Origin of the sequence: Streptomyces sp. NPDC057307, assembly GCF_042667665.1 — a bacterium.
Taxonomy (GTDB): domain Bacteria; phylum Actinomycetota; class Actinomycetes; order Streptomycetales; family Streptomycetaceae; genus Streptomyces.
Window position 1 is genome coordinate 1 of record NZ_JBHUZM010000002.1, and the last position, 23,600, is coordinate 23,600.

Here is a 23,600-nt window from a genome sequence, read left to right on the forward strand (position 1 = left end):
GTGCCGCACTGACGCCGAGCCCGTGCCGAGCCAGTCGCGAACCCGCGCCGAACCGGCGCCGCGACCGTGTCGAACCGGCGCCGCGCCCGCGCTCAGTGCGGCGCGGCGGGAGCCGGCGCCTTGCCGACCTCGGCGGAGGCCGCGGAAGCGGCGACGGCCTCCGCCGGCTCCGAAGTCCCCTTGCCACCCCAGTGGTTGAAGGCCAGGTTCAGCACGATCGCCACCACACACCCCGTGCTGATCCCGGAGTCGAGCACCACCAGCAGATCCTTCGGGAACGCGTGGTAGAACTCCGGCGCCGCGATCGGTATCAGGCCGATGCCGACGGCGGCGGCCACTATCAGGGCGTTCTCGCCCTTCTCCAGCGCGGCGGTCGCCAGCGTCTGGATGCCGCTCGCCGCGACCGAGCCGAAGAGGACGATGCCCGCGCCGCCGAGTACCGGCAGCGGGACGAGCGCGATCACCGAGGCCAGCACCGGGCACAGGCCCAGCAGAATGAGGATGCCGCCGCCCGCGGCGACGACGAAGCGGCTCCGGACCTTGGTCATGGCGACCAGTCCGATGTTCTGCGCGAAGGCGCTGCACATGAAGCCATTGAAGAGCGGGCTGATGGCGCTGCCCAGCGTGTCGGCGCGCAGTCCGCCCTCGATGACACGCTCGTCCGCCGGCCGGTCCACGATCTTGCCGAGCGCCAGCATGTCGGCGGTCGACTCCGTCATGCAGACGAGCATCACGATGCACATGGAGATGATCGCCGCGATCTCGAACTGCGGCGCCCCGAAGTGGAAGGGCGTCGGGAAGCCGACGAGATCCGCGTCCCTGATCGCGTCGAAATTGGTCATGTTCATCGGGATCGCCACGACGGTGCCGACGACCAGGCCGAGCAGGATGGCGATCTGCTGCAGAAAACCGCGCAGCAGCTTCCGCAGGACCAAGACGATCAGCAGGGTGAGCCCGGCCATCCCGATGTTCTTCATGGAGCCGTAGCCGTCGGCCGTGGCGTCGCCGCCCTGGGACCAGTTGAAGGCCACCGGGAGCAGGGAGACACCGATCAGGGTGATGACGGTGCCGGTGACGACGGGTGGGAAGAAGCGGACCAGTTTGGAGAAGTACGGCGTGAGGATGAATCCCAGCACGCTGGCGACGATGATCGCGCCGAAGATGACGGTGATGCCCTCGGCGCCGCGCTCCCGCCCGATGGCGACCATCGGTGTCACACCGGCGAACGAGACGCCGTTGACGAACGGCAGACGCGCGCCGACCTTCCAGAACCCGAGGGTCTGGAGCAGCGTGGCGATGCCGGCGGTGAAGAGGCTGGCGCCCATGAGGAACGCGGTGTCCCGGGCGTTCAGGCCCACGGCGGGCCCGACGATCATCGGCGGCGCCACCACGCCCGCGTACATGGCGGCCACGTGCTGCAGGCCGCTGGTGAACATCTTGAAGGGCGGCAGTGTCTCGTCGACCGGATGCTTGCGATCCTGGTCGGGTATCCCGCCGGATACCTCGCCGGGTATCTCGCCGGGTATCTCATCGGCGGCGGGGGCGTCTTTGCGAAGCCTGGGCTTGGCGGCCACGGGTGTTCCTCCGGTCGGTTACGCGTCGGCGGCGACGCGGGTATCAGGGAGGTGCTGGGGACGGAGACGATCATGCGGGTGGCATGCAAAGTAACGAGCCCGTGTTACGTACACGAGTCACCGTCCCGGGTGGTGGCGCACCGTTGTGCGGTACGCCACCACCCGGACACGGCTGCCAGGAACCCCGCTCGGGCCCCATGGCCGCCGGTCGAGGGCCGTCCCCCTCGACCGGACTTCCGGGAAGTTCAGACAGAAAATTCAGACGGGCAGATCGGCCAGTCAACTCAGGCAGGCAGATCAGGCGGCCCCGGTCAGCCCGCCGCCGCGATCCGCGCGAGGCGCCGCGCCTCGATCCGCGTGGAGCGGGCGATGGCGTCCTCGTCCACCGTGGTCAGGTGGTTGTCCTCCACGACGGTCCGGCCGTTGACGAGGGAGAGCGTGACGGGCGCGGCGGCCCCGAAGACAAGGGCGATGACCGGGTCGGCGATGGAGGAGTGGGCCAGGGTGTCCAGCTTCCACAGCACCAGGTCGGCGAGCTTCCCGGTCTCGATCGAGCCGATCTGGTCGGCGCGGCCCAGGACTTGGGCGCCACCGTACGTGCCGAGCCGCAGCGCCTGACGGGCCGTCAGTGCGGACTCGCGGTGGGCGCCGAGGCGGTTGATGAGCAGCGCGTTGCGCAACTCGGTGTGCAGTTCGCCCGATTCGTTGGACGCGGTGCCGTCCACGCCGAGGCCGACGGGGACGCCGGCCTTCAGCATGTCGGGTACGCGCGCGATACCGGCCGCGAGACGGGCGTTGGAGGACGGGCAGTGCGCCACGCCCGTGCCGGTGCGGGCGAAGGCGGCGATGTCGGAGTCGTTCATATGGACGCAGTGGGCCATCCATACGTCGGAGCCGAGCCAGCCCGTCGACTCGAAGTAGTCGGTCGGGCCCATCCCGAACAGCTCCTTGCAGAACTGCTCCTCCTCGACCGTCTCGCTGCCGTGGGTGTGCAGCCGTACGCCCTTGCGGCGCGCCAACTCGGCTCCCTGGCGCATCAGTTCGGTGGAGACCGAGAACGGCGAGCACGGCGCGACGGCGATCTGGGTCATCGCGTCGAACGAGGCGTCGTGGTACTGGTCGACGGTCGCCTCGGTGGCGGCGAGCGCGCCCTCCAGCGACTCGACGGCGAAGTCCGGCGGCAGGCCGCCGTCCGACTGGCCGCGGTCCATGGAGCCGCGGGCGAGCGTGAACCGTACGCCCGTCTCCGACGCGGCCCCGATGATGGCGCCGGACAGATCGCCCGAGCCCCGGGGGTACACGTAGTGGTGGTCCATCGCGGTGGTGACCCCGCCGCGCGCCATCATCGCGAGGGAGCCCTGGGCGGCGGCGCGCACCATGGACTCGTCGATGCGCGCCCACGTCGGGTAGAGCGCCACCAGCCAGTTGAACAGGTTGTGGTCGGTGGCCAGACCGCGGGTGATCCACTGGTAGAAGTGGTGGTGGGTGTTGACCAGGCCGGGGGTGACGAGATGGCCGGTGCCGTCGACACGCCGTACGACGTTCTCCAGCCCGGCGGGGGCCCGGCCGGGCCCCACGGATTCGATGAGGTTGTCCGCGACGACGACGTGACCCGAGGCGTACTCGGTGTCGTTCGCGTCCACTGTCGCGATGGCACAGTTCTCGATGACGATGCGCGAAGCCGCCATGGCGGGTCCTCGTTCTTCCCATTGGGTGGGCGGATCCGGGGGTCGAGCGGGGTGACGACCGGAACCGCGGTTCTGTCGGTGCGCAGATGCCCCCGCTCTTCCCCCATGTCGCCGCCTTGTGAAGGGGCTTGACGCCGGCGCGCGCGTCGGAGGTACGGCGAGGTGGTGCTAGGGCCTGTCTTCAAAGTAGCGCCGTCCGCCCGTAGGGCGGGGCCTGCGGCGGCTGGTGCGGTGCATCGCAAGGCGGAGGATCGGCCTCGTACTGGGCGTACTTGGGCGATTCCGACAACGCGGCGAGGTGCCGTGCCAGGCGTCGCAGGCCAGGCGGGACTTTGAAGACAGGGCCTAGAGGGTGGTCAGGTCGAGCGGGATCCGCGGTTCGACGCCGTCGCGCAGCACGGTGGCCTCGATGAGGCCGTACGGGCGGTCGGCGGCGAAGTAGACCTCGTTGTCGTTCTTCAGTCCGAACGGTTCGAGGTCCACCAGGAAGTGGTGGTTGTTGGGCAGCGAGAACCGGATCTCGTCGATCTCGCTGCGGCTGTTGATGATCCGCGAGCCCATCTGGTAGAGCGTCTGCTGGAGCGAGAGGGAGTACGTCTCGGCGAACGCCTGGAGCATGTGCTTGCGCGCCTGCTCGTAGGACTTCTCCCAGTTGGGCATCCGCTCGGCGTCGTCGGTCCAGTTGTAGCGCCACCTGGCCGACACGTCGGTGGCGAGTATGCGGTCGTACGCCTCGCGGAGCGTCGTGTACTTGTCCTTGACGTAGCCCCAGAACTCGGAGTTGGTCGAGTTCAGCACCGTCAGGTCCTTGAGGCCGGAGATGATCTCCCACTTCTCGCCGTCGAAGGTGATCTGCGAGACGCGGGTCTCCTGGCCCTTGCGGACGAAGGAGTGCTTGACCTCGTCGGCGCCGATGAACTTGGAGTTGGCGTCGGAGGTCGCGATGCGCTCCCAGGCGTACTCCTCGATCCGGATACGTGCCCGGTGGATCGGGTCCTGGCTGGTGACGAAGTGCCGGGCGAGATGGATGCCGAACTGCTCGGCGGACTCGATGCCGTGCTCCTTGGCGAACGCGTACACCGTGTTCTTGGTGGTGTCGGTCGGCAGGACGTTGGCGTTGGAGCCGGAGTAGTGGACCTCCTCCATGTCGCCGGAGAGGGCGACGGAGACGTTCAGGTCCTTGATGTGATGGGTGTCGCCGTCCCGCACGATCTTGACGACGCGGTTCTCCGCTTTGCCGTACTGGTTCTGGCCGAGAATGGTCGGCATCTGCTAGCTCCCTCGGTATACGGAGTAGCCGAACGGGTTGAGCAGCAGCGGTACATGGAAGTGTTCGCCGGGAGTGACGGCGAAGGTGATCGCCACTTCCGGGAAGAACGCACCGCTGTCCCGTAGCGCGGGGGCATCCTGCTGTGCCTCGGCTTGCTTCTGACTCTGAGTGTGGAAGTACGCCTCGGTCTCGAAGTCGAGACGTACATGGGTCGTTCCTTCCGGCAGCGCCGGCAGGTCCTTGCAGCGCCCGTCCGCGTCGGTCGCCGACCGGCCCAGGACCACCCACTGCTCGCGGCCGCCGCTGCGGGCGGAGAGCGAGACGGCGACGGACCCGGCGGGGCGGCCGACGCTGGTGTCCAGGATGTGCGTGGACACCGAGGCGGTGGTTCGCGTGCTCAAGGGGATCACTCTCCTACTTCTGCTGCTTCGGCGCGTCTTCTTGTACGAGGCGGGTCAGCCGGATGCGGTTGATCTTGCCCAGCTCGGTGCGGACGACGGCCCGCTCCTGCTCGGGCGGGTTGCCGATCCGTATGCGGACCGCGTCCCGCATCTGCTCACCGGTCCTGCCGGTGGCGCAGATCAGGAAGACGTGTCCGAACCTGTCCTGGTAGGCCAGGTTCAAGTCGAGCAGTTCCGCCTTGAGTTCGTCGGACGCCCCGGCCATGCCCCGCTGTTCGCGGGCCGAGGTCGGGTCGCCCGGCTTCGGCCGGCCGATGGGCGGGTGCCCGGCCATCGCCTCCGCCAGATCGTCGGCGGTCAGTCCCGCCGTCGCGGTGTCACTGGCGGCGAAGAGGGCGTCGGCGGTGGCGTACGGACGGTGGGCGAGCAGTTCGCTCCCCCATGCCGTACTGGCGCACACCTCGTGCAGTGCGGCGAGCGCCGCGCTGTCGGAGGAAGTGTTGAACCGGGTGAGGCCCGGTGGCGGGTCGGTCGTCACGGGAGCCTCCGTGGCTGTGCTTGACGGGCTGCGGGATAGCTAACGCCTTCACGAACATCACGTCAACACTTTGTTGAATTCTTTCGAGCGGCGGGGCTCAAGCGCGTCAGCCCGCCCGTCAGCCCGTCTCCGACCGGTTCAGATAGTTGTAGACGGTGAACCGGCTGACCCCGAGGGCGCCGGCGACGGTCTCCACACCGTGCCGTACGGAGAAGGCCCCGCGCGCCTCCAGCGAGCGGACCACCGACTGCTTGGCCTTGCGGTCGAGTTCCGACAGGGGCATCCCGTGCCGGCGCTCCAGCGCGACGAGGATGTGGTCCAGCGATTCGGAGAGCTGCGGGAGGCGTACGGCGACGACGTCCTGGCCCTCCCAGCTCAGGACGACATCGTCGGGCCGGGCCTGGTCGGGCCGTACGGTCTCCGCGCCCATCGCGTCGACGAGCGGCTTCACCGCCGCGAGCAGCGGATGGCCGGACACGCCCGACAGCTCTGCCGCACGCGACGAATCGGCCATCCCCGACGGCCCGGCCACATCAGACGGCCCGGTCACACCCGATGGCTCGGCAACCCCCGACGGCTCGGTCACTTCCCGTCCTCCGCGATCACGTTCACCTGGAGCGAGACACGGGTGGCACCGGCCTCCAGGGAGCGGCGGAGCAGGGCGTCGACGGCCGAGATGACGGCGTCGGCGCCGCCCTCGGCGGTGTTGCCGAACGGTCCGACGTCCACGGCGTCCAGTTCGGCCGCCTGGATGACCTCGCGGGCCACCACGGCATGGCCGGGGGCCTCGTCCAGGTCGAACGGCTCGGTCGTGAATTCCACTCTCAGTCGCACGCGCACAACCTACTGCGGGAAAGGCCGGCCCTTGCCCGAAATCGGGGCCGCCCTCTTGACAGCCCTCCCGAATCCCAGGCAATCTTCCATTAAGCAGAAACTAACTTCCGCGATACGGAAGGAGCGCAGAACCCCTCATGGCCCCCTTCACGAACAAGCCCGGCTCCGAGCAGCGCTTCAATGTGAACCTGTCGATCCTCTTCACCGAACTCCCGCTCCTGGAGCGCCCCGCGGCAGCCGCCGCGGCGGGCTTCACCGCGGTCGAGCTGTGGTGGCCCTGGATCGAGACCCCCACCCCGCCGCAGGCCGAGCTGGACGCCCTGAAGAAGGCCCTCGACGACGCGGGCACCCAGCTCGTGGGACTGAACTTCTACGCCGGCCAACTGCCCGGCCCCGACCGCGGCGCGCTCTCGCTGCCCGGCGAGGAGTCGGACCGCTTCCGCGCGAACATCGACGTGGCGGCCGACTTCGCCGCCTCGGTGGGCTGCAAGGCGCTCAACGCGCTGTACGGGAACCGCGTCGAGGGCCTCGAGCCGCAGGCGCAGGACAAGCTCGCCCTGGAGAATCTGGTCCTCGCCGCCCGCGCGGCCGACCGCGTCGGGGCGACCCTGCTGATCGAGGCGCTCAACAGGCCGGAGTCCCCGCGCTATCCGCTGGTGAGCGCCGAGGCCGCGATCGAGGTCGTGGACCGGGTCAACGCCGCCACGGGGCTCGGCAACGCCGCGTTCCTCCTCGACATCTACCACCTGTCGATGAACGGTCTGGACGCCGAGGCGCTGGCCGAGGTCATCGACACGTACGCCGACAGGACCGGTCACGTACAGATCGCCGACAACCCCGGCCGCGGCGCGCCCGGGACGGGCACGCTCCCGCTGCGGGACCTGCTCGACCGGCTCCGCAAGGCCGGTTACGAGGGCTGGGTCGGCCTTGAGTACAAGCCCGGCGACCGCCCGAGCGCCGAGTCCTTCGCGTGGCTGCCGGACGAGGCGCGCGCCGCACGCTGAACCCGGACACCCGGTGTCCGGGCGCCCCGACCCGAACAGGACGCACACACGTATGCGAGAGAGGCACCCCCGATGAGCACACTTCCCAAGGTGGCATGGATCGGCCTCGGCATCATGGGGTCCCCCATGGCCGAGAATCTGATCAAGGCCGGATACTCCGTGACCGGCTTCACGCTGGAGCGGGAGAAGCTGGACCGGCTGGCGGCCAACGGCGGCTCGGTGGCTCCCTCGATCGGCGAGGCCGTCGAGGGAGCGGACGTCATCATCACGATGGTGCCCGCCTCTCCCCAGGTCGAGGCCATCGCCTACGGCGAGGACGGCATCCTGGCCAACGCCAAGGAGGGCGCCCTGCTGATCGACATGTCGTCGATCACCCCGCAGACGTCGATCGACCTGGCCGAGGCCGGCCGGGCCAAGGGCGTCCGCGTCCTCGACGCGCCGGTGTCCGGCGGTGAGGCGGGGGCCGTCGAGGCGGTCCTGTCGATCATGGTCGGCGGCGAGCAGGCCGACTTCGACCAGGCCAAGCCGCTCTTCGACGTACTGGGCAAGACCATCGTCCTGTGCGGTCCGCACGGCGCCGGTCAGACGGTGAAGGCGGCCAACCAGCTGATCGTCGCCGTCAACATCCAGGCGTGCGCCGAGGCCGTGGTCTTCCTGGAGAAGTCCGGCGTGGACCTGAACGCCGCGCTGGACGTCCTTAACGGTGGTCTGGCCGGCTCGACCGTCCTGACCCGTAAGAAGGACAACTTCATCAACCGCGACTTCGCGCCCGGCTTCCGGATCGACCTGCACCACAAGGACATGGGCATCGTCACCGACGCCGCCCGCAACGTCGGCGCCGCGCTGCCGGTCGGCGCGGTCGTCGCGCAGCTGGTCGCCTCGCTGCGCGCGCAGGGCGACGGCGGTCTCGACCACTCGGCGCTGCTGCGTGCCGTCGAGCGGCTGTCCGGCAACCAGGTCTGACCTGCCCCGGCCCGGCCCACAGACTCCGGGTTGCGGCGGCGCTGACACCTGTCCTGTCGCGCCCAGGTGCCGCCGCAGCCCGGGAACCACTTCCCGCTCCCGCACCACTTTCAGCGAACAGCTCTCCCGTACGGAAGGTCCCACCCGCCACCATGACGCAGCGTGTGCTCACGACCGAGTCAGGCGCCCCGGTCGCCGACAACCAGAACTCCGCCACCGCCGGTGCCGGCGGCCCCCTTCTCCTCCAGGACCAGCACCTGCTGGAGAAGCTCGCCCGGTTCAACCGGGAGCGCATCCCGGAGCGGGTCGTGCACGCCCGCGGCTCCGGCGCGTACGGGTACTTCGAGGTGACCGACGATGTCACCGGCTTCACCAGCGCCGACTTCCTGGCCCAGGTGGGCCGGCGCACCGAGACGTTCCTGCGCTTCTCGACCGTCGCCGACTCGCTCGGCGGCGCGGACGCCGTCCGTGACCCGCGCGGCTTCGCGGTGAAGTTCTATACGACGGACGGCAATTACGACCTCGTCGGCAACAACACGCCGGTCTTCTTCATCAAGGACCCGCTGAAGTTCCCCGACTTCATCCACTCGCAGAAGCGCGACCCGTTCACGGGCCGTCAGGAGCCGGACAACGTCTGGGACTTCTGGGCGCACTCCCCCGAGGCGACGCACCAGGTGACGTGGCTGATGGGCGACCGCGGCATCCCCGCCTCGTACCGGCACATGAACGGCTACGGCTCGCACACCTACCAGTGGACGAACGCCGAAGGCGCGGCCTTCTTCGTCAAGTACCACTTCAGGACCAACCAGGGTGTGCGCTGTCTGAGCAGCGACCAGGCGGCCGAACTCGCGGGCAGGGACGCGGGCTCGCACCAGACGGATCTGCTCCAGGCCATCGAGCGCGGTGTGAATCCGTCGTGGACGCTGCACGTCCAGGTGATGCCGGCGGCCGACGCCGCCGCGTACCGCTTCAACCCGTTCGACCTCACGAAGGTGTGGCCGCACAGCGACTACCCGCTGCGCCGGGTGGGCCGGCTGGTCCTCGACCGGAATCCGGACAACGTCTTCGCGGAGGTCGAGCAGGCGGCGTTCTCGCCGAACAACTTCGTTCCCGGTATCGGCCCTTCGCCGGACAAGATGCTCCAGGGCCGCCTCTTCGCGTACGCCGACGCGCACCGCTACCGGCTGGGCGTCAACCACACCCTGCTGCCGGTGAACGCGCCCAGGGCGACCGCCGCCGTGAACTACGGCCGGGACGGGCTCATGGCCACCCGCAACGGCTCGCGCCACGACAAGAACTACGAGCCCAACTCGTACGACGGACCGGCGCAGAGCGGCGCCGCGCACTCCGCGCCGCTCGCGGTCCACGGCTGGACCGGCACCCACGAGGCGCCGGCCCACACCAAGGACGACGACTTCTTCCAGGCCGGTGAGCTGTACCGGCTGATGTCGGAGGAGGAGAGGTCCCGGCTCGTCGCGAACATCGCGGGCGGGCTCTCCCAGGTGACGCGCGACGACGTGATCGAGAAGAACATCGCGCACTTCCACGCCGCCGACACCGCGTACGGCACCCGCGTCGAGGCGGCGGTCCGCGCGCTGCGCGAGGACTGAGCGACAACGCCGGGCAACAGAACCGGGCGACGACAGCCGCGCGAAGCGGCCAACAGCCGTCCCTCCCGTCGGCCCTCGTGAGGGGTGGCCGGCGGGAGGGACATCCCCGGGACCGCGGCGGCGCGCGAGCCAGTGCGGTGGTGAGGGGAGCGGGGGTCACCTTTCTGACCTGAAGGAAGGTGCGCCCGCGCTTCCCGTCGCCGTCGCCGCGGTCCCACAGCCTCTCCTGAGGCTCCGCCATACGCCGTCCGGCGGTGCGAATGTCCCGTCGCGCCGGCCTCGCACCGTCGGACGGTCTTCAACGCCGCATACCAGAGACAAGAGCCCGGCCGATTCCCCGGCCGGGCTCTTGTGCGACCTCACCGGGTCTGCACACTGAAGGGATGCGTCTTCTCGCGTTCCTCGCCCTGACCGCCGCGGCGATCACCATCGCCGTCGTCCAGCGGGACTACTCCTGGCTGCTCGCGCCGGTCTCCGTGTTCCTGTTCCTGGGGCTCTCCCCGTTCGCGACGAGCAAGGCCCCGAAGGCGGCGGTACGGCGGCCGGTCACCGGCGCGGCGGCGGGAGGCGCCGTCGGTGCCACCGGGGCTGTCACCGCGGCCAGTTGGTGGGCCGACGGGCACGCGCCGGGCGACGGCAAGGCGGACGCCCGCGGTGCGGAGGAGGACGGCGGATGCGGGGGCTGTGGAGGCTGCGAGGCCTGACGTACGCGCACGGCGGCGCCCCCGCCCGGAGTTCCGGACGGGGGCGCCCTGCCGTGAGTGTCCTGACCGCCGGTCAGTTGCCGTCAGACGAGCGGCCTGACCTCCGTCGGCGCGTGACCGGGCTCGGTGGCGAGCTCCTCCCACTCGTTCACCTTGTCGATCCGCACGCCCATCGAGATGTTGGTGACCCGCTCCAGGATGGCCTCGACGACCACCGGCACCCGGTACTCGGCCGCGAGCTTCTTCGCCTGCTCGAAGGCCGGCAGCAGCTGGTCGGGCTCGGTGACCCGGATCGCCTTGCAGCCCAGGCCCTCGACGACCTTGACATGGTCGACCCCGTAGACGCCCAGCTCCGGTGAGTTGAGGTTCTCGAACTCCAGGTTGACCTGGAAGTTGATGTCGAGATTGCGCTGCGCCTGCCGGATGAGCCCCAAGTAGGCGTTGTTCACGAGCACATGCACGTACGGGATCCTGTGCTGCGCGCCGACGGCCAGCTCTTCGAGCATGAACTGGAAGTCGTAGTCGCCGGAGAGCGCGACCACCGTCGTGTCCGGATCGGCCTTCGCGACACCGAGCGCGGCAGGGATCGTCCAGCCGAGCGGTCCCGCCTGGCCGCAGTTGATCCAGTGGCGCGGCTTGTAGACGTGCAGCATCTGCGCGCCGGCGATCTGCGAGAGACCGATGGTGGTGACGTACCGGGTGTCGGGACCGAAGGCGCGGTTCATCTCCTCGTACACGCGCTGCGGCTTCAGCGGCACGTTGTCGAAGTGCGTCCTGCGGTGCAGGGTGCCCTTGCGCTCCAGCACCGACTCGATCCACTCGGCGCGGTCGGGCAGCTGACCCGCCGCCTTCAGCTCCTTCGCCACCTCGACGAAGAGCGTCAGCGCGTCCTTGGCGTCCGAGGCGATCCCGTAGTCCGGCGCGAAGATCTTGCCGATCTGGGTGGGCTCGATGTCGACGTGGACGAAGGTGCGGCCCGCGGTGTAGACGTCGAGCGCGCCGGTGTGCCGGTTGGCCCAGCGATTGCCGATGCCGAGGACGAAGTCCGAGGCCAGGAACGTCTCGTTGCCGTAGCGGTGCGAGGTCTGGATGCCGACCATGCCCGCGTTGAGGTCGTGGTCGTCGGCGATGGTGCCCCAGCCCATCAGGGTCGGGACGACCGGCGTACCGGTCAACTCGGCGAATTCCACGAGCAGTTCGGACGCGTCGGCGTTGATGACACCGCCGCCGGCGACGATCAGCGGACGCTCCGAGGCGGTCAGCATGGTGAGCGCCTTGGCGATCTGCGCGCGGGTCGCGGACGGCTTGTAGACCGGCAGCGGCTCGTACGTCTCGATGTCGAACTCGATCTCGGTCAGCTGCACGTCGATCGGCAGGTCGATGAGGACCGGGCCGGGCCGGCCGGAGCGCATCAGATGGAACGCCTGCTGGAAGACACCGGGGACCTGCGCGGCCTCCAGGACGGTGGTGGCGGCCTTCGTGACGGGCTTGGCGATGGACGCGATGTCGACGGCCTGGAAGTCCTCCTTGTGGATCACCGCGACCGGGGCCTGGCCGGTGATGCACAGGATCGGGATGGAGTCACCGATCGCGGAGTACAGGCCGGTGATCATGTCGGTGCCGGCCGGGCCGGACGTGCCGATGCAGACACCGATGTTGCCCGCATGCGTACGGGTGTAGCCCTCGGCCATGTGGGAGGCGCCCTCCACATGGCGGGCGAGCGTGTGGTCGATGCCGCCGGCCTGTTCGAGGGCCTTGTAGAAGGGGTTGATCGCCGCGCCCGGCACACCGAACGCGTCGGTGACGCCTTCGCGCTTGAGGATCTCAACTGCCGCTCGGGCAGCGGTCATACGAGGCATGGGGTGCTCCTGCTTCAGCCTGGTGGACTCGGGCTCTGTCGCGCCACCTGAGAGCGTCGATTCCGTCGATTCCTTCATTTCCACGATGCGGAATTCATGTTCTGCTATGTGGAATCAATCTAAAGTGCCTTCCTGACGGCGTCAAGGGATGGCCCAAGACCCTCCCCAACGCGGGCCCGGTGTTGGACGATGGGCGGCGGAAGGGGGGTGGCGAACGTGGGGAAGAGCGTCACTGTCCGCTGTCCCGACTGCGGACACGGCCATCAGTTCACGGCGCCGGCCTACCCCTGCCCCTGTGGCTCGGCCGTCTCGGCGCCCCTGATCACCGGCGCGCCGGCCACCCGTGTGGTGCGCCGGTCCTGGGACGACGAGTGGGTGACCGTCGGCTGCTCCGGATGCGGCCGGCGCGACCAGTGGCCCCACCCGGAGCTGGGCTGCCAGTGCGGGGCGGTGCTGCGGGTGCCCGTCAGGCCCGTGACGGTCGGCACGAAGCACGACGCCGTGAACGCCGCCGCGCTCTATCTGCGCGAGATCGGCTTCCGGGACGTCGTCCGGTGCGAGGGGGAGCCGGAGGCAGGTGTCGATCTGCGCGGTCCCGGACTCGTCGCCCAAGTGGAGCCGGGCGCGCGCCCGGCCGATCTGCGCGCCGTGGAGTGCCTGTGGCTCAACGCGCTGAGCGAGTCGGCGGTGAGCGCCTTCTTCTCCCTGGCCGGTTACGCGGACGAGGCCCGCGACCGCGCCGACGACCTCGGGGTGCCGCTCTTCGTCCTGGACCCGACGGGCGCACCGCAACCGGTCAACGGCCCTGCGGACGAACTGGATCGCTCACACGCCTGACCGGATTCCCGGACCGCGCGCGACCCGCGCGGGCATACTTTCTCCATGCGAATCCGCCCCGCGGTCCCCGCCGACCTCCCCCTTCTGCAGAACATCGAGAGGGCCGCCGGTGAACCCTTCCGCGCCGTCGGCATGGCCGCGGTCGCCGACGACGAACCCCCGGGCATCGACCTCCTCGACCGCTATCTGCGCGCGGGCCACGCCTGGGTGACCGACGACGACACGGGCCACCCGGTCGCGTATCTGATCTACGACGAGATCGACGGCGCCGCCCATATCGAGCAGGTCTCCGTCCACCCCGCGGCCTCGGGGCGCGGAGTGGGCCGCGCTCTCATCGAGCATTTGGCCGGCCGGGCGGCGAACGCGGGCCTGGCGGGACTCACCCTGACCACCTTCGCGGACGTCCCGTGGAACGCGCCGTACTACACCCGGCTCGGCTTCCGCACCCTCGCGGAGGACGAACTCACCGACGGCCTACGGGAGATCAGACGCGCCGAGGCCGCCCACGGCCTCGACCACTGGCCCCGCGTCTGCATGCGCCGCGCCACGACGGCGAGTTGAGGTCCGAGGGCGCCGCGCGCCGCTCAACTCAGGTCGCTTTCCTCGTACTCCGCCGCCGAGCCCTTCGCCGTGCGCTCGCGCAGTTCGATGCGACGGATCTTGCCGGAGACCGTCTTGGGCAGTTCGGCGAACTCGATGCGGCGTACGCGCTTGTACGGGGAGAGCACCGCGCGCGAGTGGGCGAAGAGCAGCTTCGCCGTGTCCGGGCCCGGCTCCCAGCCGGCCGCCAGGACGACATACGCCTTCGGCACGTTGAGCCTCACCGGGTCCGGCGCCGGGACGACGGCGGCCTCGGCCACCGCCGGGTGTTCCAGCAGCGCGCTCTCCAGTTCGAACGGCGAGATCTTGTAGTCGGACGCCTTGAAGACCTCGTCCCGCCTGCCGCTGAAGGTGATGTAGCCGTCGGCGTCGCGCGAGCCGATGTCGCCGGTGCGGTAGTAGCCGTCCGCCATGGCCTCGGCCGTACGCTCCGGGTCGCCGTGGTAGCCGGTCATCAGCCCGACGGGGGCGTTGGCGAGGTCCAGCGCGATCTCGCCCTCGGTGGCGCCCGGCACGCCGGTGACCGGGTCGAGCAGCTCCACGACATAGCCGGGGGTCGGCCGGCCCATCGAGCCGGCCTTGAGCAGCTGCCCCGGCGAGTTGGCGACCTGGACGGCCGTCTCGGTCTGGCCGAAGCCGTCCCTGATCGTCACGCCCCACTCCCTGCGTACGGTCTCGATGACCTCGGGGTTGAGCGGTTCACCGGCGGCGACGACCTCGCGCGGGCGGTTGCGCAGCTGGGTGAGGTCGGCCTGGATGAGCATCCGCCACACGGTGGGCGGCGCGCAGAAGCTGGTCACCCTGGCGCGGTCCATCTCGGCCATGAGCCGAGTGGCGTCGAAGCGGGTGTAGTTGTGGATGAAGACGGTCGCCTCGGCGTTCCAGGGGGCGAAGAGGTTGGACCAGGCGTGCTTGGCCCAGCCGGGTGAGGAGATGTTCAGATGCACGTCGCCGGGCTTGAGCCCGATCCAGTACATCGTCGCGAGATGGCCGATCGGGTACGAGACATGGGTGTGTTCGACCAGCTTGGGGTGGGCGGTGGTGCCGGAGGTGAAGTAGAGCATCAGGGTGTCGTCGGCGCGGGTGACCCCGTCCGGCTCGAAGTCCGTGGGCGACCGGTGGGACGCCTCGTACGCCCGCCAGCCGTCCTCGTCAACATCGGCGCCTTCGCCACCGACCACGATCCGGGTGTACTCCCCCGGCGCCTCGGCGAACTTCGCGGTGTCACCGGCCCGGACGACGATGTGCCGCACCTGGCCGCGCTCGATCCGGTCGCGCAGGTCCGACGGGCCGAGCAGCGGTGTCGCCGGGATGACGACGGCCCGGAGTTTCATGACGGCGAGCGCCGTCTCCCACAGCTCCGTCTGGTTGCCGAGCATGACGAGAACACGGTCGCCGGCCTCGACCCCCTGGGCCCGCAGCCAGTTGGCCACCTGGTCGGAACGGGTGGCCATCGTCGCGAAGGAGGTGACGCTCTCGGTGCCGTCCTCCTCCACGATGTGGAGCGCGGGCCGGTCGTTGCCCTCGGCGATGACGTCGAACCAGTCGAGCGCCCAGTTGAAGAGCGCGGGCCGGGGCCAGGCGAAGCCTTCGTACGCCGCCGTGTAGTCCTCACGGTGCCGCAGCAGGAAATCCCTGGCGGCGCGGAACTGCTCGGTCGCGTCGACTGCTCTCATGTGCCCTCCTCATCACTCGTCCGTTCACTAGCATCGTGTAACCGGTGACGTACGTCTCACCACCCCCTGACGGGGGTAAATCGACGGACGCCCCGCCGGCGGAGAGACCCGAGAGAAGGAAGTCGCTGTGATTGAGGCGATCGAGGCGGTCGAGATGCGCTCGGCGCTGCTGACGCTGCGCCGGGCCACCGGGCTGCCGGTCGCGTTCGGCGGGATGCTGCACGGTACGCGGCAGGTACGCATCGCGGAGCTGAACGGCACGGCGACGAACGCGTTGCGGGGCCTCGCGATCTGCGTCGGGAACGGGCTGGGCGGCAAGTCGATCGCCCTCCAGCGGCCGTGCGCGGTCACCGACTACCGGCAGGCGCGGCACATCAGCCACGAGTACGACGCGGCGGTCGCCGCCGAGGGGCTGCGCTCCGTGGTCGCCGTTCCCGTGATCGTGCGGCGCAGGGTCCGGGGCGTGCTGTACGGCGCGCTGCGCGACCCGCTGCCGATGGGCGAACGCACGTTCGATGCCGCTGTCGCGGCGGCCCGCGACGTGGAGCAGGCGCTGGTCGTCCGGGACGAGGTGCAGCGGCTGCTCGCCGTGACGCGTGAGCCGGTGTACGGGCGGCCCGAGGCGTGGGAGGAGGTCCGCGAGGCGCACAGCGAACTGCGGGCGCTCGCGCCGCGCATCGTCGACGCCGGGCTGCGCGGCGAACTGCACGCCGTCTGCGGCCGGTTGGAGGGCGCGGGCGGTACCGCGCGCGATCGGCGCGATCACCGTGAGCGGCGCGCCGTGACGCTGACGCCGCGCGAGGTGGACGTGCTGGCGTGTGTGGCGGCGGGCTCGACGAACGCGGCGGCGGCGGAGCGGCTGGGGCTGCGGCCGGAGACCGTGAAGGGGTACTTGCGGGCCGCGATGCGGAAACTGGGCGCCCACACCCGCCTGGAGGCGGTGGTGGCGGCGCGCCGGGCCGGGCTGCTGCCGTAGGACCGGGGGTGCGGGCGGGTCCACGGGCGGGTCCACGGGCGGCGCCGTAAGGGAGGCGTCAAATAACCGGGTCCGCCGATCAACGCCGCGTCATGACGTGCCCGAACGGTCGCCGACCGGGCATAGCTTCCTGGTGTCAGACAGCGACGACTCCCCTGTGGAGGACACCATGGTGAGCACCACTCTCGAAGACGCGGACCCCGAAGAACGCAGGCCGGCGGGGCCGCTGTACGTACCTGTACGGCTCGGCTCCGCCGGGGGGCGGCAACTGCGCTTCATGCGTACACCGCTCGGCGCGCGGACCGCCGTCGGCTTCACCAGCGCCCGGCGGCTGACCGCCGCGTTCGGCGCGCGGCAGCCGTACATCAGACTCGCCGAGACCTGCCTGCGGGCGCTCTCGGAACCGCTCGGCGTCGTCCTCGTGACGGTCGACCCGCGGCTCGCGGCCCCGCCGGTCGTCCACGGGACACCCACATCCGCGCCCACACGCACGCCCCCGCTCACCCACGCCCCCACCCGCACGACGGTCAGGCCGTGTCTGCGCCACGCGGGCGACGTGCCGCTGGCGGTGAGCGCGTGACCACCGAACCGCTGCTCGTCGTCAACGAGTTGAGCACCCCGTCGGTCTGGCCCGCGTCGGCCGTCTCCGCGCCCGGCGGCGACCTCTCCGTCGCGGGTGTCTCCCTCCTGGAGCTGGCCGAGCGCTACGGCACTCCCACCTACGTACTCGACGAGGGCGAGGTACGGTCCCGCGCCCGGGCCTGGCTGCACGCGCTGCCCGAGGCGGAGATCGTCTACGCGGCGAAGGCGTTCCTGTGCCGCGCCGTCGTGGACTGGATGGCGGAGGAGGGCCTGGGCCTCGACGTCTGTTCGGCGGGCGAGCTGGAGCTGGCGGCCACACGGGGCTTCCCGAGCGAGCGGATCGTGCTGCACGGCAACGCCAAGTCGCCGGAGGATCTGCGGACGGCGCTGCGGCTCGGCGTCGGCAGGATCGTCATCGACTCCGGCTGCGAGATAGCGCGGCTCGCCGCGCAGGTGCCGGCGCACGACGCGCAGCGGGTGATGGTCCGCGTGCTGCCGGGGATCGAGGCGGGCGCCCATCCGAAGATCCGTACGGGGGCCGAGGGCCAGAAGTTCGGGCTGTCGATCGCGAACGGGGACGCGGAGGACGCCGTGGCCAGGATCCTGGGCCAGCCGCAGCTCGAACTGGCCGGACCGCACTGCCACTTGGGCTCGCAGATCACCTCGCCCGAGCCGTACGAGAGGGCCGTACACGAACTGGTCTCCTTCCTCGTACGGATCCGCGACCGGTTCGGCGTCGTCCTGCCCGAGCTGGACCTGGGCGGCGGCTTCGCCGCGGCGTATCTGCCGGGCGACGCGGCCCCGGCGCCCGCCGTGTACGGACGGCGGATCAGGCAGGCGCTGACCGGCGCCTGCGCCGAGGCGGGCCTGCCGGTCCCACGGCTGACCGTGGAGCCCGGCCGCTCGATCATGGCGCCCGCCGGGATCGCGCTGTACCGGGTGCTCGCGGTGAAGCGCTCGGGCGGCCGGGTCTTCGTCGCCGTGGACGGCGGCATGAGCGACAACCCGCGCCCCGCGCTGTACGGCGCCCGCTACACGGTCCGCCGGATCGGTCGCGCCTCGACGGCGCCGATGCGGGCGGCCACGGTCGTCGGCCGGCACTGCGAGGCGGGCGACGTGCTCGCCGACGGGGTGGAGCTGCCGGAGGACGTACGGCCCGGCGACGTACTCGCGGTGCCCGCGTCGGGGGCGTACCAGGTGTCGATGGCGTCGGGCTACAACATGACCGGCCGCCCACCGGTGGTGGCGGTCGCCGCCGGCCGGTCACGCCTGCTGGTACGACGCGAGACGTTCGACGACCAACGGCGGCGCGACGTGGGGCTCTGAGCGCGGGGGCGGCGGCCCACCGACCGGGCGGCCCGGCCACCGCGCTCGCTCCCGAACAGGGCCTATGCGTCGGCGAATTGGGCGAAGTCCGCGAAGCGAACGGCGTACGTGGGGGCGGTGGCCGAGGACAGGGAGGTGAGCATCCGCTCGCCCTCCTCGGCCACCGCGTCGCGCTGTGCGCGCGTGAGCGGGTCGAAGGTCTGGACCGTCAGCGTCCCGCGCTCGTCACCCTCGACGCCGTCCGTCAACCGCCAGATTCCGGCGAGGAATCCGTCGACCAGGAGCGTGCGGTGACCCTGGTTGCCGTTCCAGGCGCGCTTGCGGTAGGCGAGGGGGACGACGCGGGTGCGGTCGGCGTGGGAGAGCAGCAGGTTGTCGAACTCGGGGAGGAAACGGGGCGGGGCCGGGGTGTCCGCGGCCGGCCTCGGCGCGTCGGGGAGGTCGAACAGCTCGACGCCGTTCTCGTCCTGGAACGTGACGAGCCGGTCCCGCAGCCGCTCGAAGACCGGGGCGAGCCGGGTCAGTCGGCACCAGGTCTGCATGTCCTGGACGGAGGCGGGCCCGAAGGCGGCGAGGTAGCGCAGGGCGGCGTCGTCCGGTGCGATGCCCGCCGCCGCCCCGTCGGTGGTGGCAACCGCCGCGAACCACTTCCGCGCCGTCGTGAGCGTGACCTGACCGCTGCGGCCCCACAGCCCGCGCGGCGTGACCTGTACGAGCGGCAGCAGGCACCGCGCGGCGGCGGACAGGGCGAGCGGGTCGGCGGCGGGCCACCGCTCGGCCAGGGCCGCCTTCAACTCCTTGAGCGGGAGGGGCCGTTCCTCGACCAGTTCCTCGGCCTGGGCGGCGAGACGGTCCAGGTCCACCCCGACCAGACCGGCGCGGAAGTTGCGCAGTTCACGCTCGATCGGGGCCTGGGCGAACGGGCGCAGCGCCAGGCAGTCCTCGGCGGTGTGGGTGTGGATGGTGGAGCGGAGCGTGACCATCCGGCCGACCTCGCGGGAGGCCATCAGCCCGGACAGCGCCTCGGGGGCGAACCCGTCGAGCCTGGCGGCGAGTTGGACGTACGGCGGCTTCACGTTCTGCGCCTGGAGCCCGACCAGATGTGTCACGGCGTCCTTGGCGGACATGGCCGCGCGCCGCAGCAGGAGCTGCCGGGCGAGGGTGGCGCGGTTGAGCGCGCGAGCGGTGAGCACGGGGTGGTGCCGGACGCGGTCCGCCGTCTTCGAGGCCATGCTCCGCACCGTACGCGGGCTTGCGGACATCCCCTGTCCGCAAGCCCGAGTCCTGCTGTGTCATGTCACGCCGCGGCGGTGACCGTGAACAGCGCGCCGTCCGGGTCCCGCAGCGTCGCCTCGTCCACCCCGGCCGACGCGTCCGACCGCAGGACGAGGGAGCCGCCGGCGGCGAGCGCCGTCCCGACCGCCGCCGCCACGTCCTTCACGTTGAAGTGCACGTGCCAGCGCGGCCGGATCTGCGGGTCGGGAGCCGCCTGTACGGCGCCGCCCTTGATCCGTGCCAGCGGCTCGTCGCCGTCGAGGAGCACCGACTGGTCCGCCTCGTGCGCCAGCCGCAGCTTCCCCTCGCCCTCCGGCTCCCAGCCGAGCGTGAGCGAGTAGAAGCGCCCGGCCGTGGCCGCTTCCCTGGTCCGCAGCTCCAGCGAGGCCGAGCCGGCCCCGCGCCCCATCGACCAGTCGGAGCGCACGGCGCCTTCCCAGATACCGAAGACCGCGCCGTCCGGGTCGACGGCGAGCGCGGCGCGGCCGGTGTGGAAGGCGATCGGGCCGACCCCGACCGTGCCACCGCGCTCCCTGATCCGGGCCGCGGCCTCGTCCACGTCCGTGACGTTGAAGTACGGGGTCCAGGAGACGGCGACCTGGAGCGAGGAGGCGAGTGCTCCGATGCCGGCGACGGGCAGTCCGTCGATGAGCGCCACGGAGAAGTCGTCACCGAGTCCCGCGCGCCGGTAGGTCCAGCCGAGGACCTTGGCGTAGAAGTCCTGGGCGCCCGGCAGTTCACGTGCCAGCAGGCTCACCCAGCATGGCGCTCCGGCGACTCCCTGTGCTTTCGGCATCCCGCTCCGTTTCATTGAGAACCACTGCCTTCCCGTACGACCGCACCGGAAGGCTAGTGCCCTTACGTACACGACAGACACCTTTGAATGTATTTGAAGGTAATGCAGCACGGCGGCCCGAGGCTGTCCGCGATATGATCAACCACTTATTGTGGGAGCGCTCCCAATGATTGGATGACGGTCCCCCGACGGAGCCCCGATGGAGGTCGCACGATGGTGGCAAGGGGACGTACGAGCCGGCCCGGCCAGCCCACGCTCGAAGAGGTGGCCGCTCACGCGGGCGTGGGGCGGGGCACCGTCTCCCGCGTCATCAACAACTCGCCCCGGGTCCGTGACTCCACCAGACAACTCGTCCAGCAGGCCATCAACGAGCTGGGCTACATACCCAACCGGGCGGCCCGCGCCCTGGCCGGGAGCCGTACCGACGCGGTGGCGCTGGTGATCCCGGAGACCGAGAAGCGGTTCTTCGCGGAGCCGTACTTCTCGGACGTGCTCCACGGTGTCGGCACGGGACTCGCCGACACCGAGATGCAGTTGCTGCTCACGCTCGTACGGACCGAGAAGGAGCGTGCGCGCTTCCTCCAGTACGCGCGGGCCGGCCGGGTCGACGGCGTGCTGCTGGTGTCCGTGCACGGCAGCGACCCACTGCCGGATCTGCTCGCGGAGATGGGCCTGCCGACCGTACTGAGCGGCCGTCGCTCGGCCGACGAGTCGGTGAGTTACGTGGACTCCGACAACGTCGGCGGCGCGCGCTCCGCCGTGCGGCACCTGGTGGAGACCGGGCGGCGGCGGATCGCCACCGTCACCGGACCGCTGGACATGTACGTGGCGCAGTGCCGGCTCGGCGGGTATCAGGAGGCCGTGGCGGGCGCCGGGGGTGACGCGGATCCGTCGTGGACGGCGCACGGGGACTTCACCGAGGAGAGCGGGCGGCGGGCGATGACCGAACTGCTGGCGCGGCACCCGGATCTGGACGCGGTGTTCGCCGCGTCCGACGTGATGGCGGCGGGCGCGCTGCACTCGCTGCGGGCGGCGGGGCGGCGGGTGCCCGAGGACGTGGCCGTCGTCGGCTTCGACGACTCCCCCGTCGCGGCGCACACCGATCCCGGACTCACCTCGGTGCGGCAGCCGGTGGAGGAGATGGGAAGGGCGATGGCGCGGGTGCTGCTGGAGGGGATCGACGACCCCGGGGCGCCGCACCAACACGTCGTGCTGCCGACGGAGTTGGTGCGGCGCGCGTCGTCCTGAGCGCGGGCCGGCGTTCGGCGTCAGCGTGAAGTCAGGTCCGGGGCGGTCGACTTGAGGTAGGTCGCCACCCAGACGAGCGGCGCGTTCCAGTTGATGGTGTTCTCCTTGGAGCCCCAGGCGCTCGGCGCCGTACCGGGCCCGGCGTAGGACTTGGCGGCGGGGCGTCCGGTGGGGGTGACCGGGTCGTTGATGAGGGCGCTGTTCGGTCCGCCGGAGAGCCAGCCCTTGGGGTACGGGGTCTTGGGGTACTGCCCCCAGGCGAGCCGGTCGTGCAGGTCGGTCTCCCGGTGCGGGCCGTAGCCGGTCACGTACGAGATCCGCATGGCGTTGGTGCCGAGCAGATAGTCCATGGCCCGGTGCATCGCCTTCAGATGGCGACGGTCGTGGCCGATGTCGTACGCGGTGCCGAGCAGCATCATCCGGTTGACGATGGCGGAGTTGGAGCCCCACGGGTAGGGCTCGGCGCCGGAGAGCAGGGCCGGATAGCCCTCCCGCTGCTGGGTGTTGACCAGTTCGTCGGCGGCGGTGCGCAGGTTCGCGCGCATCCGGGCCAGGTCGGCGGCGGGCAGTGCGTTGGGCACGGCGAGGAGGGAGAGGCTGCCGGCGGCGGCGACCCGGCCCCAGTCGACGGGGCCGATCTCGCCGTAGTGCGGGGAGCCGGTCACGGCGTTCCGGTAGCCCTTGGCGGCGCGGTCGGCACGCTGCTCGGCGGTGAGGTACAGCTCGGCGGCCGCCGCGTAACGGTCGTCGCTGTTCTGGGTGTCGGGATAGTCGCCGCCACCCTCGGCGTCGGTGCCGTCGTTGGCCTCGGGGTAGTCGACGTCGGGGCGCGCCTCGGCGCGCTTGAAGGCTTCCTGCGCGGACGCCCAGAGCGAGTTGGCCCTCTTGGCGTCGAACTCGCGCAGTACGCGGGCCAGTTGGGCGTTCGTACGGGCCACGGCGTAGGTGGCGTTGGTGGACGGCGGCATCGCGGAGCGCGGCAGGGCGTTCTCGGCGGCGATGTCCTTGACCGGGAACGCGCTCCAGGTGTGGTTGTGCACCTTGTGCGACGCCAGGCCGGTCCTGGGCAGCATGCCGGACATGAAGCGTGAGCCGTGGGCGACCTCGTCGATGAGGTCGGGCACGCCGTTGGCGCGCTCCGGTACGGCCAGGCTGCCGTCCGCGTACGCGGTGTGCTCGCGCTCGTAGAGGTTCAGCAGCGTCCAGGCGGAGATGGCGTGGTTGACGGGGTAGACGCCGAAGTCGCCGGCGTCGGCCCAGGAGCCCACGACATTCAGCCGCTGCGCCTTGCCCCCGCTCTTGCCGCACCAGTTCTTGTAGCAGGGAACGGACGTGTCACCGGGGTGCAGCGCGGCGTGCGCGTGGGCGGCGTGCTGGAGGTACTCGGCCTCGACCGGGGTGCCCATGCGGTGGAAGTAGAAGTACTGCATGGCCTCGCGTCCGAGGTCCGGGTAGAGCGGCTTACGGGTGACGGTGAACGCCACGCTGGTACCGACGCCCGCGACCGTGAGCCGCCGGACCCCCTGTCCGGTGGCCCGCGAGAAGTCGGCCTGGTGGACATGGTCGCCGGACGCCTTGTCGGCACCGACGACACGGGTGGCGCCGGAGGCGACCGTGCGGCCCTTGTCGTCCTTGAGCCGCCACGTGAGGGGCTTGGTGGCCGCCGCGACGACGGTCGCGATCTTGTCGGCGCCGGTGGCGTAACCGATCTGGTTGACGAGGACGGGGCCGGGACCGGAATCGGCGGGCCGGGGGCCGGGCTCGGCGGGCACCACGGCGGCGACCAGGGCGAGCGACAGCGGGAAGAACAGGGACGTACGCACAGGTCGACTCCTCCGT

22 protein-coding genes are annotated in these 23,600 nt (G+C 70.8%); 10 read left to right on the top strand and 12 right to left on the bottom strand.

Annotation, left to right across the window (positions count from 1 at the left end):
* Positions 1 to 92: 92 nt before the first annotated feature.
* The 7 genes from ACFUN8_RS00965 to ACFUN8_RS00995 all read right to left on the bottom strand — a co-directional run bounded on the left by ACFUN8_RS00965 (position 93) and on the right by ACFUN8_RS00995 (position 6,305).
* Positions 93 to 1,574 (bottom strand): nucleobase:cation symporter-2 family protein, encoded by a 1,482-nt coding sequence (locus tag ACFUN8_RS00965; protein WP_383629769.1) that lies wholly within the window; start codon positions 1,572 to 1,574, stop codon positions 93 to 95.
* Positions 1,575 to 1,885: 311 nt separating this feature from the next.
* On the bottom strand, positions 1,886 to 3,262 hold the full coding sequence (locus ACFUN8_RS00970) for an 8-oxoguanine deaminase (protein ID WP_383629771.1): 1,377 nt from the start codon (positions 3,260 to 3,262) through the stop codon (positions 1,886 to 1,888).
* A gap of 345 nt (positions 3,263 to 3,607) precedes the next feature.
* A complete protein-coding gene (gene pucL, locus ACFUN8_RS00975; RefSeq protein WP_383629774.1) occupies positions 3,608 to 4,531 on the bottom strand; it encodes a factor-independent urate hydroxylase in 924 nt (307 codons plus the stop codon).
* A gap of 3 nt (positions 4,532 to 4,534) precedes the next feature.
* A complete protein-coding gene (uraH, locus tag ACFUN8_RS00980) occupies positions 4,535 to 4,933 on the bottom strand; it encodes a hydroxyisourate hydrolase (RefSeq protein WP_383629776.1) in 399 nt (132 codons plus the stop codon).
* A gap of 13 nt (positions 4,934 to 4,946) precedes the next feature.
* Positions 4,947 to 5,471, bottom strand: coding sequence for a 2-oxo-4-hydroxy-4-carboxy-5-ureidoimidazoline decarboxylase (gene uraD, locus ACFUN8_RS00985; RefSeq protein ID WP_383629778.1), 525 nt, complete (start codon positions 5,469 to 5,471; stop codon positions 4,947 to 4,949).
* 118 nt (positions 5,472 to 5,589) lie between these two features.
* Positions 5,590 to 5,985 (bottom strand): helix-turn-helix domain-containing protein, encoded by a 396-nt coding sequence (locus tag ACFUN8_RS00990; protein ID WP_383630065.1) that lies wholly within the window; start codon positions 5,983 to 5,985, stop codon positions 5,590 to 5,592.
* A gap of 68 nt (positions 5,986 to 6,053) precedes the next feature.
* The gene (locus ACFUN8_RS00995; RefSeq protein ID WP_383629780.1) at positions 6,054 to 6,305 is read right to left on the bottom strand and encodes a hypothetical protein; all 252 of its coding nucleotides are present in this window, start codon (positions 6,303 to 6,305) and stop codon (positions 6,054 to 6,056) included.
* 137 nt (positions 6,306 to 6,442) lie between these two features.
* Between ACFUN8_RS00995 and ACFUN8_RS01000 the strand changes: the two genes are divergently transcribed.
* The 4 genes from ACFUN8_RS01000 (at position 6,443) to ACFUN8_RS01015 (ending at position 10,586) form a co-directional block, all read left to right on the top strand.
* Complete coding sequence (locus ACFUN8_RS01000) at positions 6,443 to 7,309, top strand: TIM barrel protein (protein ID WP_383629782.1); 867 nt, start codon at positions 6,443 to 6,445, stop codon at positions 7,307 to 7,309.
* 72 nt (positions 7,310 to 7,381) lie between these two features.
* Positions 7,382 to 8,272 carry a 2-hydroxy-3-oxopropionate reductase gene (locus ACFUN8_RS01005; RefSeq protein ID WP_383629784.1) on the top strand — a complete coding sequence of 297 codons (891 nt, stop codon included), beginning with the start codon at positions 7,382 to 7,384 and terminating at the stop codon, positions 8,270 to 8,272.
* A 152-nt stretch (positions 8,273 to 8,424) separates the two neighbouring features.
* Complete coding sequence (locus ACFUN8_RS01010) at positions 8,425 to 9,882, top strand: catalase (RefSeq protein ID WP_383629786.1); 1,458 nt, start codon at positions 8,425 to 8,427, stop codon at positions 9,880 to 9,882.
* 383 nt (positions 9,883 to 10,265) lie between these two features.
* Positions 10,266 to 10,586: a hypothetical protein gene (locus ACFUN8_RS01015; RefSeq protein ID WP_383629788.1), complete on the top strand. Its 321-nt coding sequence runs from the start codon at positions 10,266 to 10,268 to the stop codon at positions 10,584 to 10,586.
* Positions 10,587 to 10,669: 83 nt separating this feature from the next.
* On the opposite strand, the gene gcl is transcribed toward ACFUN8_RS01015, so the two are convergent.
* Positions 10,670 to 12,445, bottom strand: coding sequence for a glyoxylate carboligase (gcl, locus tag ACFUN8_RS01020; protein ID WP_383629790.1), 1,776 nt, complete (start codon positions 12,443 to 12,445; stop codon positions 10,670 to 10,672).
* Positions 12,446 to 12,634: 189 nt separating this feature from the next.
* Between gcl and ACFUN8_RS01025 the strand changes: the two genes are divergently transcribed.
* Positions 12,635 to 13,282 (top strand): hypothetical protein, encoded by a 648-nt coding sequence (locus ACFUN8_RS01025; protein WP_383629792.1) that lies wholly within the window; start codon positions 12,635 to 12,637, stop codon positions 13,280 to 13,282.
* 45 nt (positions 13,283 to 13,327) lie between these two features.
* A complete protein-coding gene (locus tag ACFUN8_RS01030; RefSeq protein ID WP_383629794.1) occupies positions 13,328 to 13,843 on the top strand; it encodes a GNAT family N-acetyltransferase in 516 nt (171 codons plus the stop codon).
* A 23-nt stretch (positions 13,844 to 13,866) separates the two neighbouring features.
* Here ACFUN8_RS01030 and ACFUN8_RS01035 read toward each other — a convergent pair whose 3' ends face one another.
* Positions 13,867 to 15,558 (bottom strand): AMP-binding protein, encoded by a 1,692-nt coding sequence (locus tag ACFUN8_RS01035; protein ID WP_383629796.1) that lies wholly within the window; start codon positions 15,556 to 15,558, stop codon positions 13,867 to 13,869.
* Between the two features lie 154 nt (positions 15,559 to 15,712).
* On the opposite strand from ACFUN8_RS01035, the gene ACFUN8_RS01040 reads away from it, so the two are divergent.
* From ACFUN8_RS01040 to lysA, 3 genes are all read left to right on the top strand, one after another.
* Positions 15,713 to 16,534, top strand: coding sequence for a response regulator transcription factor (locus ACFUN8_RS01040; RefSeq protein ID WP_383630067.1), 822 nt, complete (start codon positions 15,713 to 15,715; stop codon positions 16,532 to 16,534).
* 169 nt (positions 16,535 to 16,703) lie between these two features.
* Positions 16,704 to 17,114: an SAV_915 family protein gene (locus ACFUN8_RS01045; protein WP_383629798.1), complete on the top strand. Its 411-nt coding sequence runs from the start codon at positions 16,704 to 16,706 to the stop codon at positions 17,112 to 17,114.
* Complete coding sequence (lysA, locus tag ACFUN8_RS01050; protein WP_383629800.1) at positions 17,111 to 18,442, top strand: diaminopimelate decarboxylase; 1,332 nt, start codon at positions 17,111 to 17,113, stop codon at positions 18,440 to 18,442. The genes ACFUN8_RS01045 and lysA overlap by 4 nt, the downstream gene beginning before the upstream one ends.
* 62 nt (positions 18,443 to 18,504) lie before the next feature.
* Here the strand turns inward: lysA and ACFUN8_RS01055 are convergent, their stop codons facing one another.
* Together ACFUN8_RS01055 and ACFUN8_RS01060 are read right to left on the bottom strand one after the other, a co-directional pair.
* Positions 18,505 to 19,674, bottom strand: a complete 1,170-nt coding sequence (locus ACFUN8_RS01055) for a winged helix DNA-binding domain-containing protein (RefSeq protein WP_383629802.1) — start codon at positions 19,672 to 19,674, stop codon at positions 18,505 to 18,507.
* 65 nt (positions 19,675 to 19,739) lie between these two features.
* Entirely contained in the window at positions 19,740 to 20,513 is a 774-nt protein-coding gene (locus tag ACFUN8_RS01060) for a VOC family protein (RefSeq protein ID WP_383629804.1), read from the bottom strand.
* Between the two features lie 213 nt (positions 20,514 to 20,726).
* Here ACFUN8_RS01060 and ACFUN8_RS01065 point away from each other — a divergent pair, with 213 nt between their 5' ends.
* Entirely contained in the window at positions 20,727 to 21,761 is a 1,035-nt protein-coding gene (locus ACFUN8_RS01065) for a LacI family DNA-binding transcriptional regulator (protein WP_383629806.1), read from the top strand.
* A 20-nt stretch (positions 21,762 to 21,781) separates the two neighbouring features.
* Here ACFUN8_RS01065 and ACFUN8_RS01070 read toward each other — a convergent pair whose 3' ends face one another.
* A complete protein-coding gene (locus ACFUN8_RS01070) occupies positions 21,782 to 23,584 on the bottom strand; it encodes a glycoside hydrolase family 9 protein (protein ID WP_383629808.1) in 1,803 nt (600 codons plus the stop codon).
* Positions 23,585 to 23,600 lie beyond the last annotated feature (16 nt).

Coding starts and splice junctions, on each gene's coding strand:
- ACFUN8_RS00970 (WP_383629771.1), bottom strand. CDS start 3,262: ATGGCGGCTTCGCGCATCGTCATCGAGAACTGTGCCATCGCGACAGTG.
- pucL (WP_383629774.1), bottom strand. CDS start 4,531: ATGCCGACCATTCTCGGCCAGAACCAGTACGGCAAAGCGGAGAACCGC.
- ACFUN8_RS00990 (WP_383630065.1), bottom strand. CDS start 5,985: ATGGCCGATTCGTCGCGTGCGGCAGAGCTGTCGGGCGTGTCCGGCCAT.
- ACFUN8_RS01000 (WP_383629782.1), top strand. CDS start 6,443: ATGGCCCCCTTCACGAACAAGCCCGGCTCCGAGCAGCGCTTCAATGTG.
- ACFUN8_RS01005 (WP_383629784.1), top strand. CDS start 7,382: ATGAGCACACTTCCCAAGGTGGCATGGATCGGCCTCGGCATCATGGGG.
- ACFUN8_RS01010 (WP_383629786.1), top strand. CDS start 8,425: ATGACGCAGCGTGTGCTCACGACCGAGTCAGGCGCCCCGGTCGCCGAC.
- ACFUN8_RS01015 (WP_383629788.1), top strand. CDS start 10,266: ATGCGTCTTCTCGCGTTCCTCGCCCTGACCGCCGCGGCGATCACCATC.
- gcl (WP_383629790.1), bottom strand. CDS start 12,445: ATGCCTCGTATGACCGCTGCCCGAGCGGCAGTTGAGATCCTCAAGCGC.
- ACFUN8_RS01025 (WP_383629792.1), top strand. CDS start 12,635: ATGGGCGGCGGAAGGGGGGTGGCGAACGTGGGGAAGAGCGTCACTGTC.
- ACFUN8_RS01030 (WP_383629794.1), top strand. CDS start 13,328: ATGCGAATCCGCCCCGCGGTCCCCGCCGACCTCCCCCTTCTGCAGAAC.
- ACFUN8_RS01035 (WP_383629796.1), bottom strand. CDS start 15,558: ATGAGAGCAGTCGACGCGACCGAGCAGTTCCGCGCCGCCAGGGATTTC.
- ACFUN8_RS01040 (WP_383630067.1), top strand. CDS start 15,713: ATGCGCTCGGCGCTGCTGACGCTGCGCCGGGCCACCGGGCTGCCGGTC.
- ACFUN8_RS01045 (WP_383629798.1), top strand. CDS start 16,704: ATGGTGAGCACCACTCTCGAAGACGCGGACCCCGAAGAACGCAGGCCG.
- ACFUN8_RS01055 (WP_383629802.1), bottom strand. CDS start 19,674: ATGGCCTCGAAGACGGCGGACCGCGTCCGGCACCACCCCGTGCTCACC.
- ACFUN8_RS01060 (WP_383629804.1), bottom strand. CDS start 20,513: ATGCCGAAAGCACAGGGAGTCGCCGGAGCGCCATGCTGGGTGAGCCTG.
- ACFUN8_RS01065 (WP_383629806.1), top strand. CDS start 20,727: ATGGTGGCAAGGGGACGTACGAGCCGGCCCGGCCAGCCCACGCTCGAA.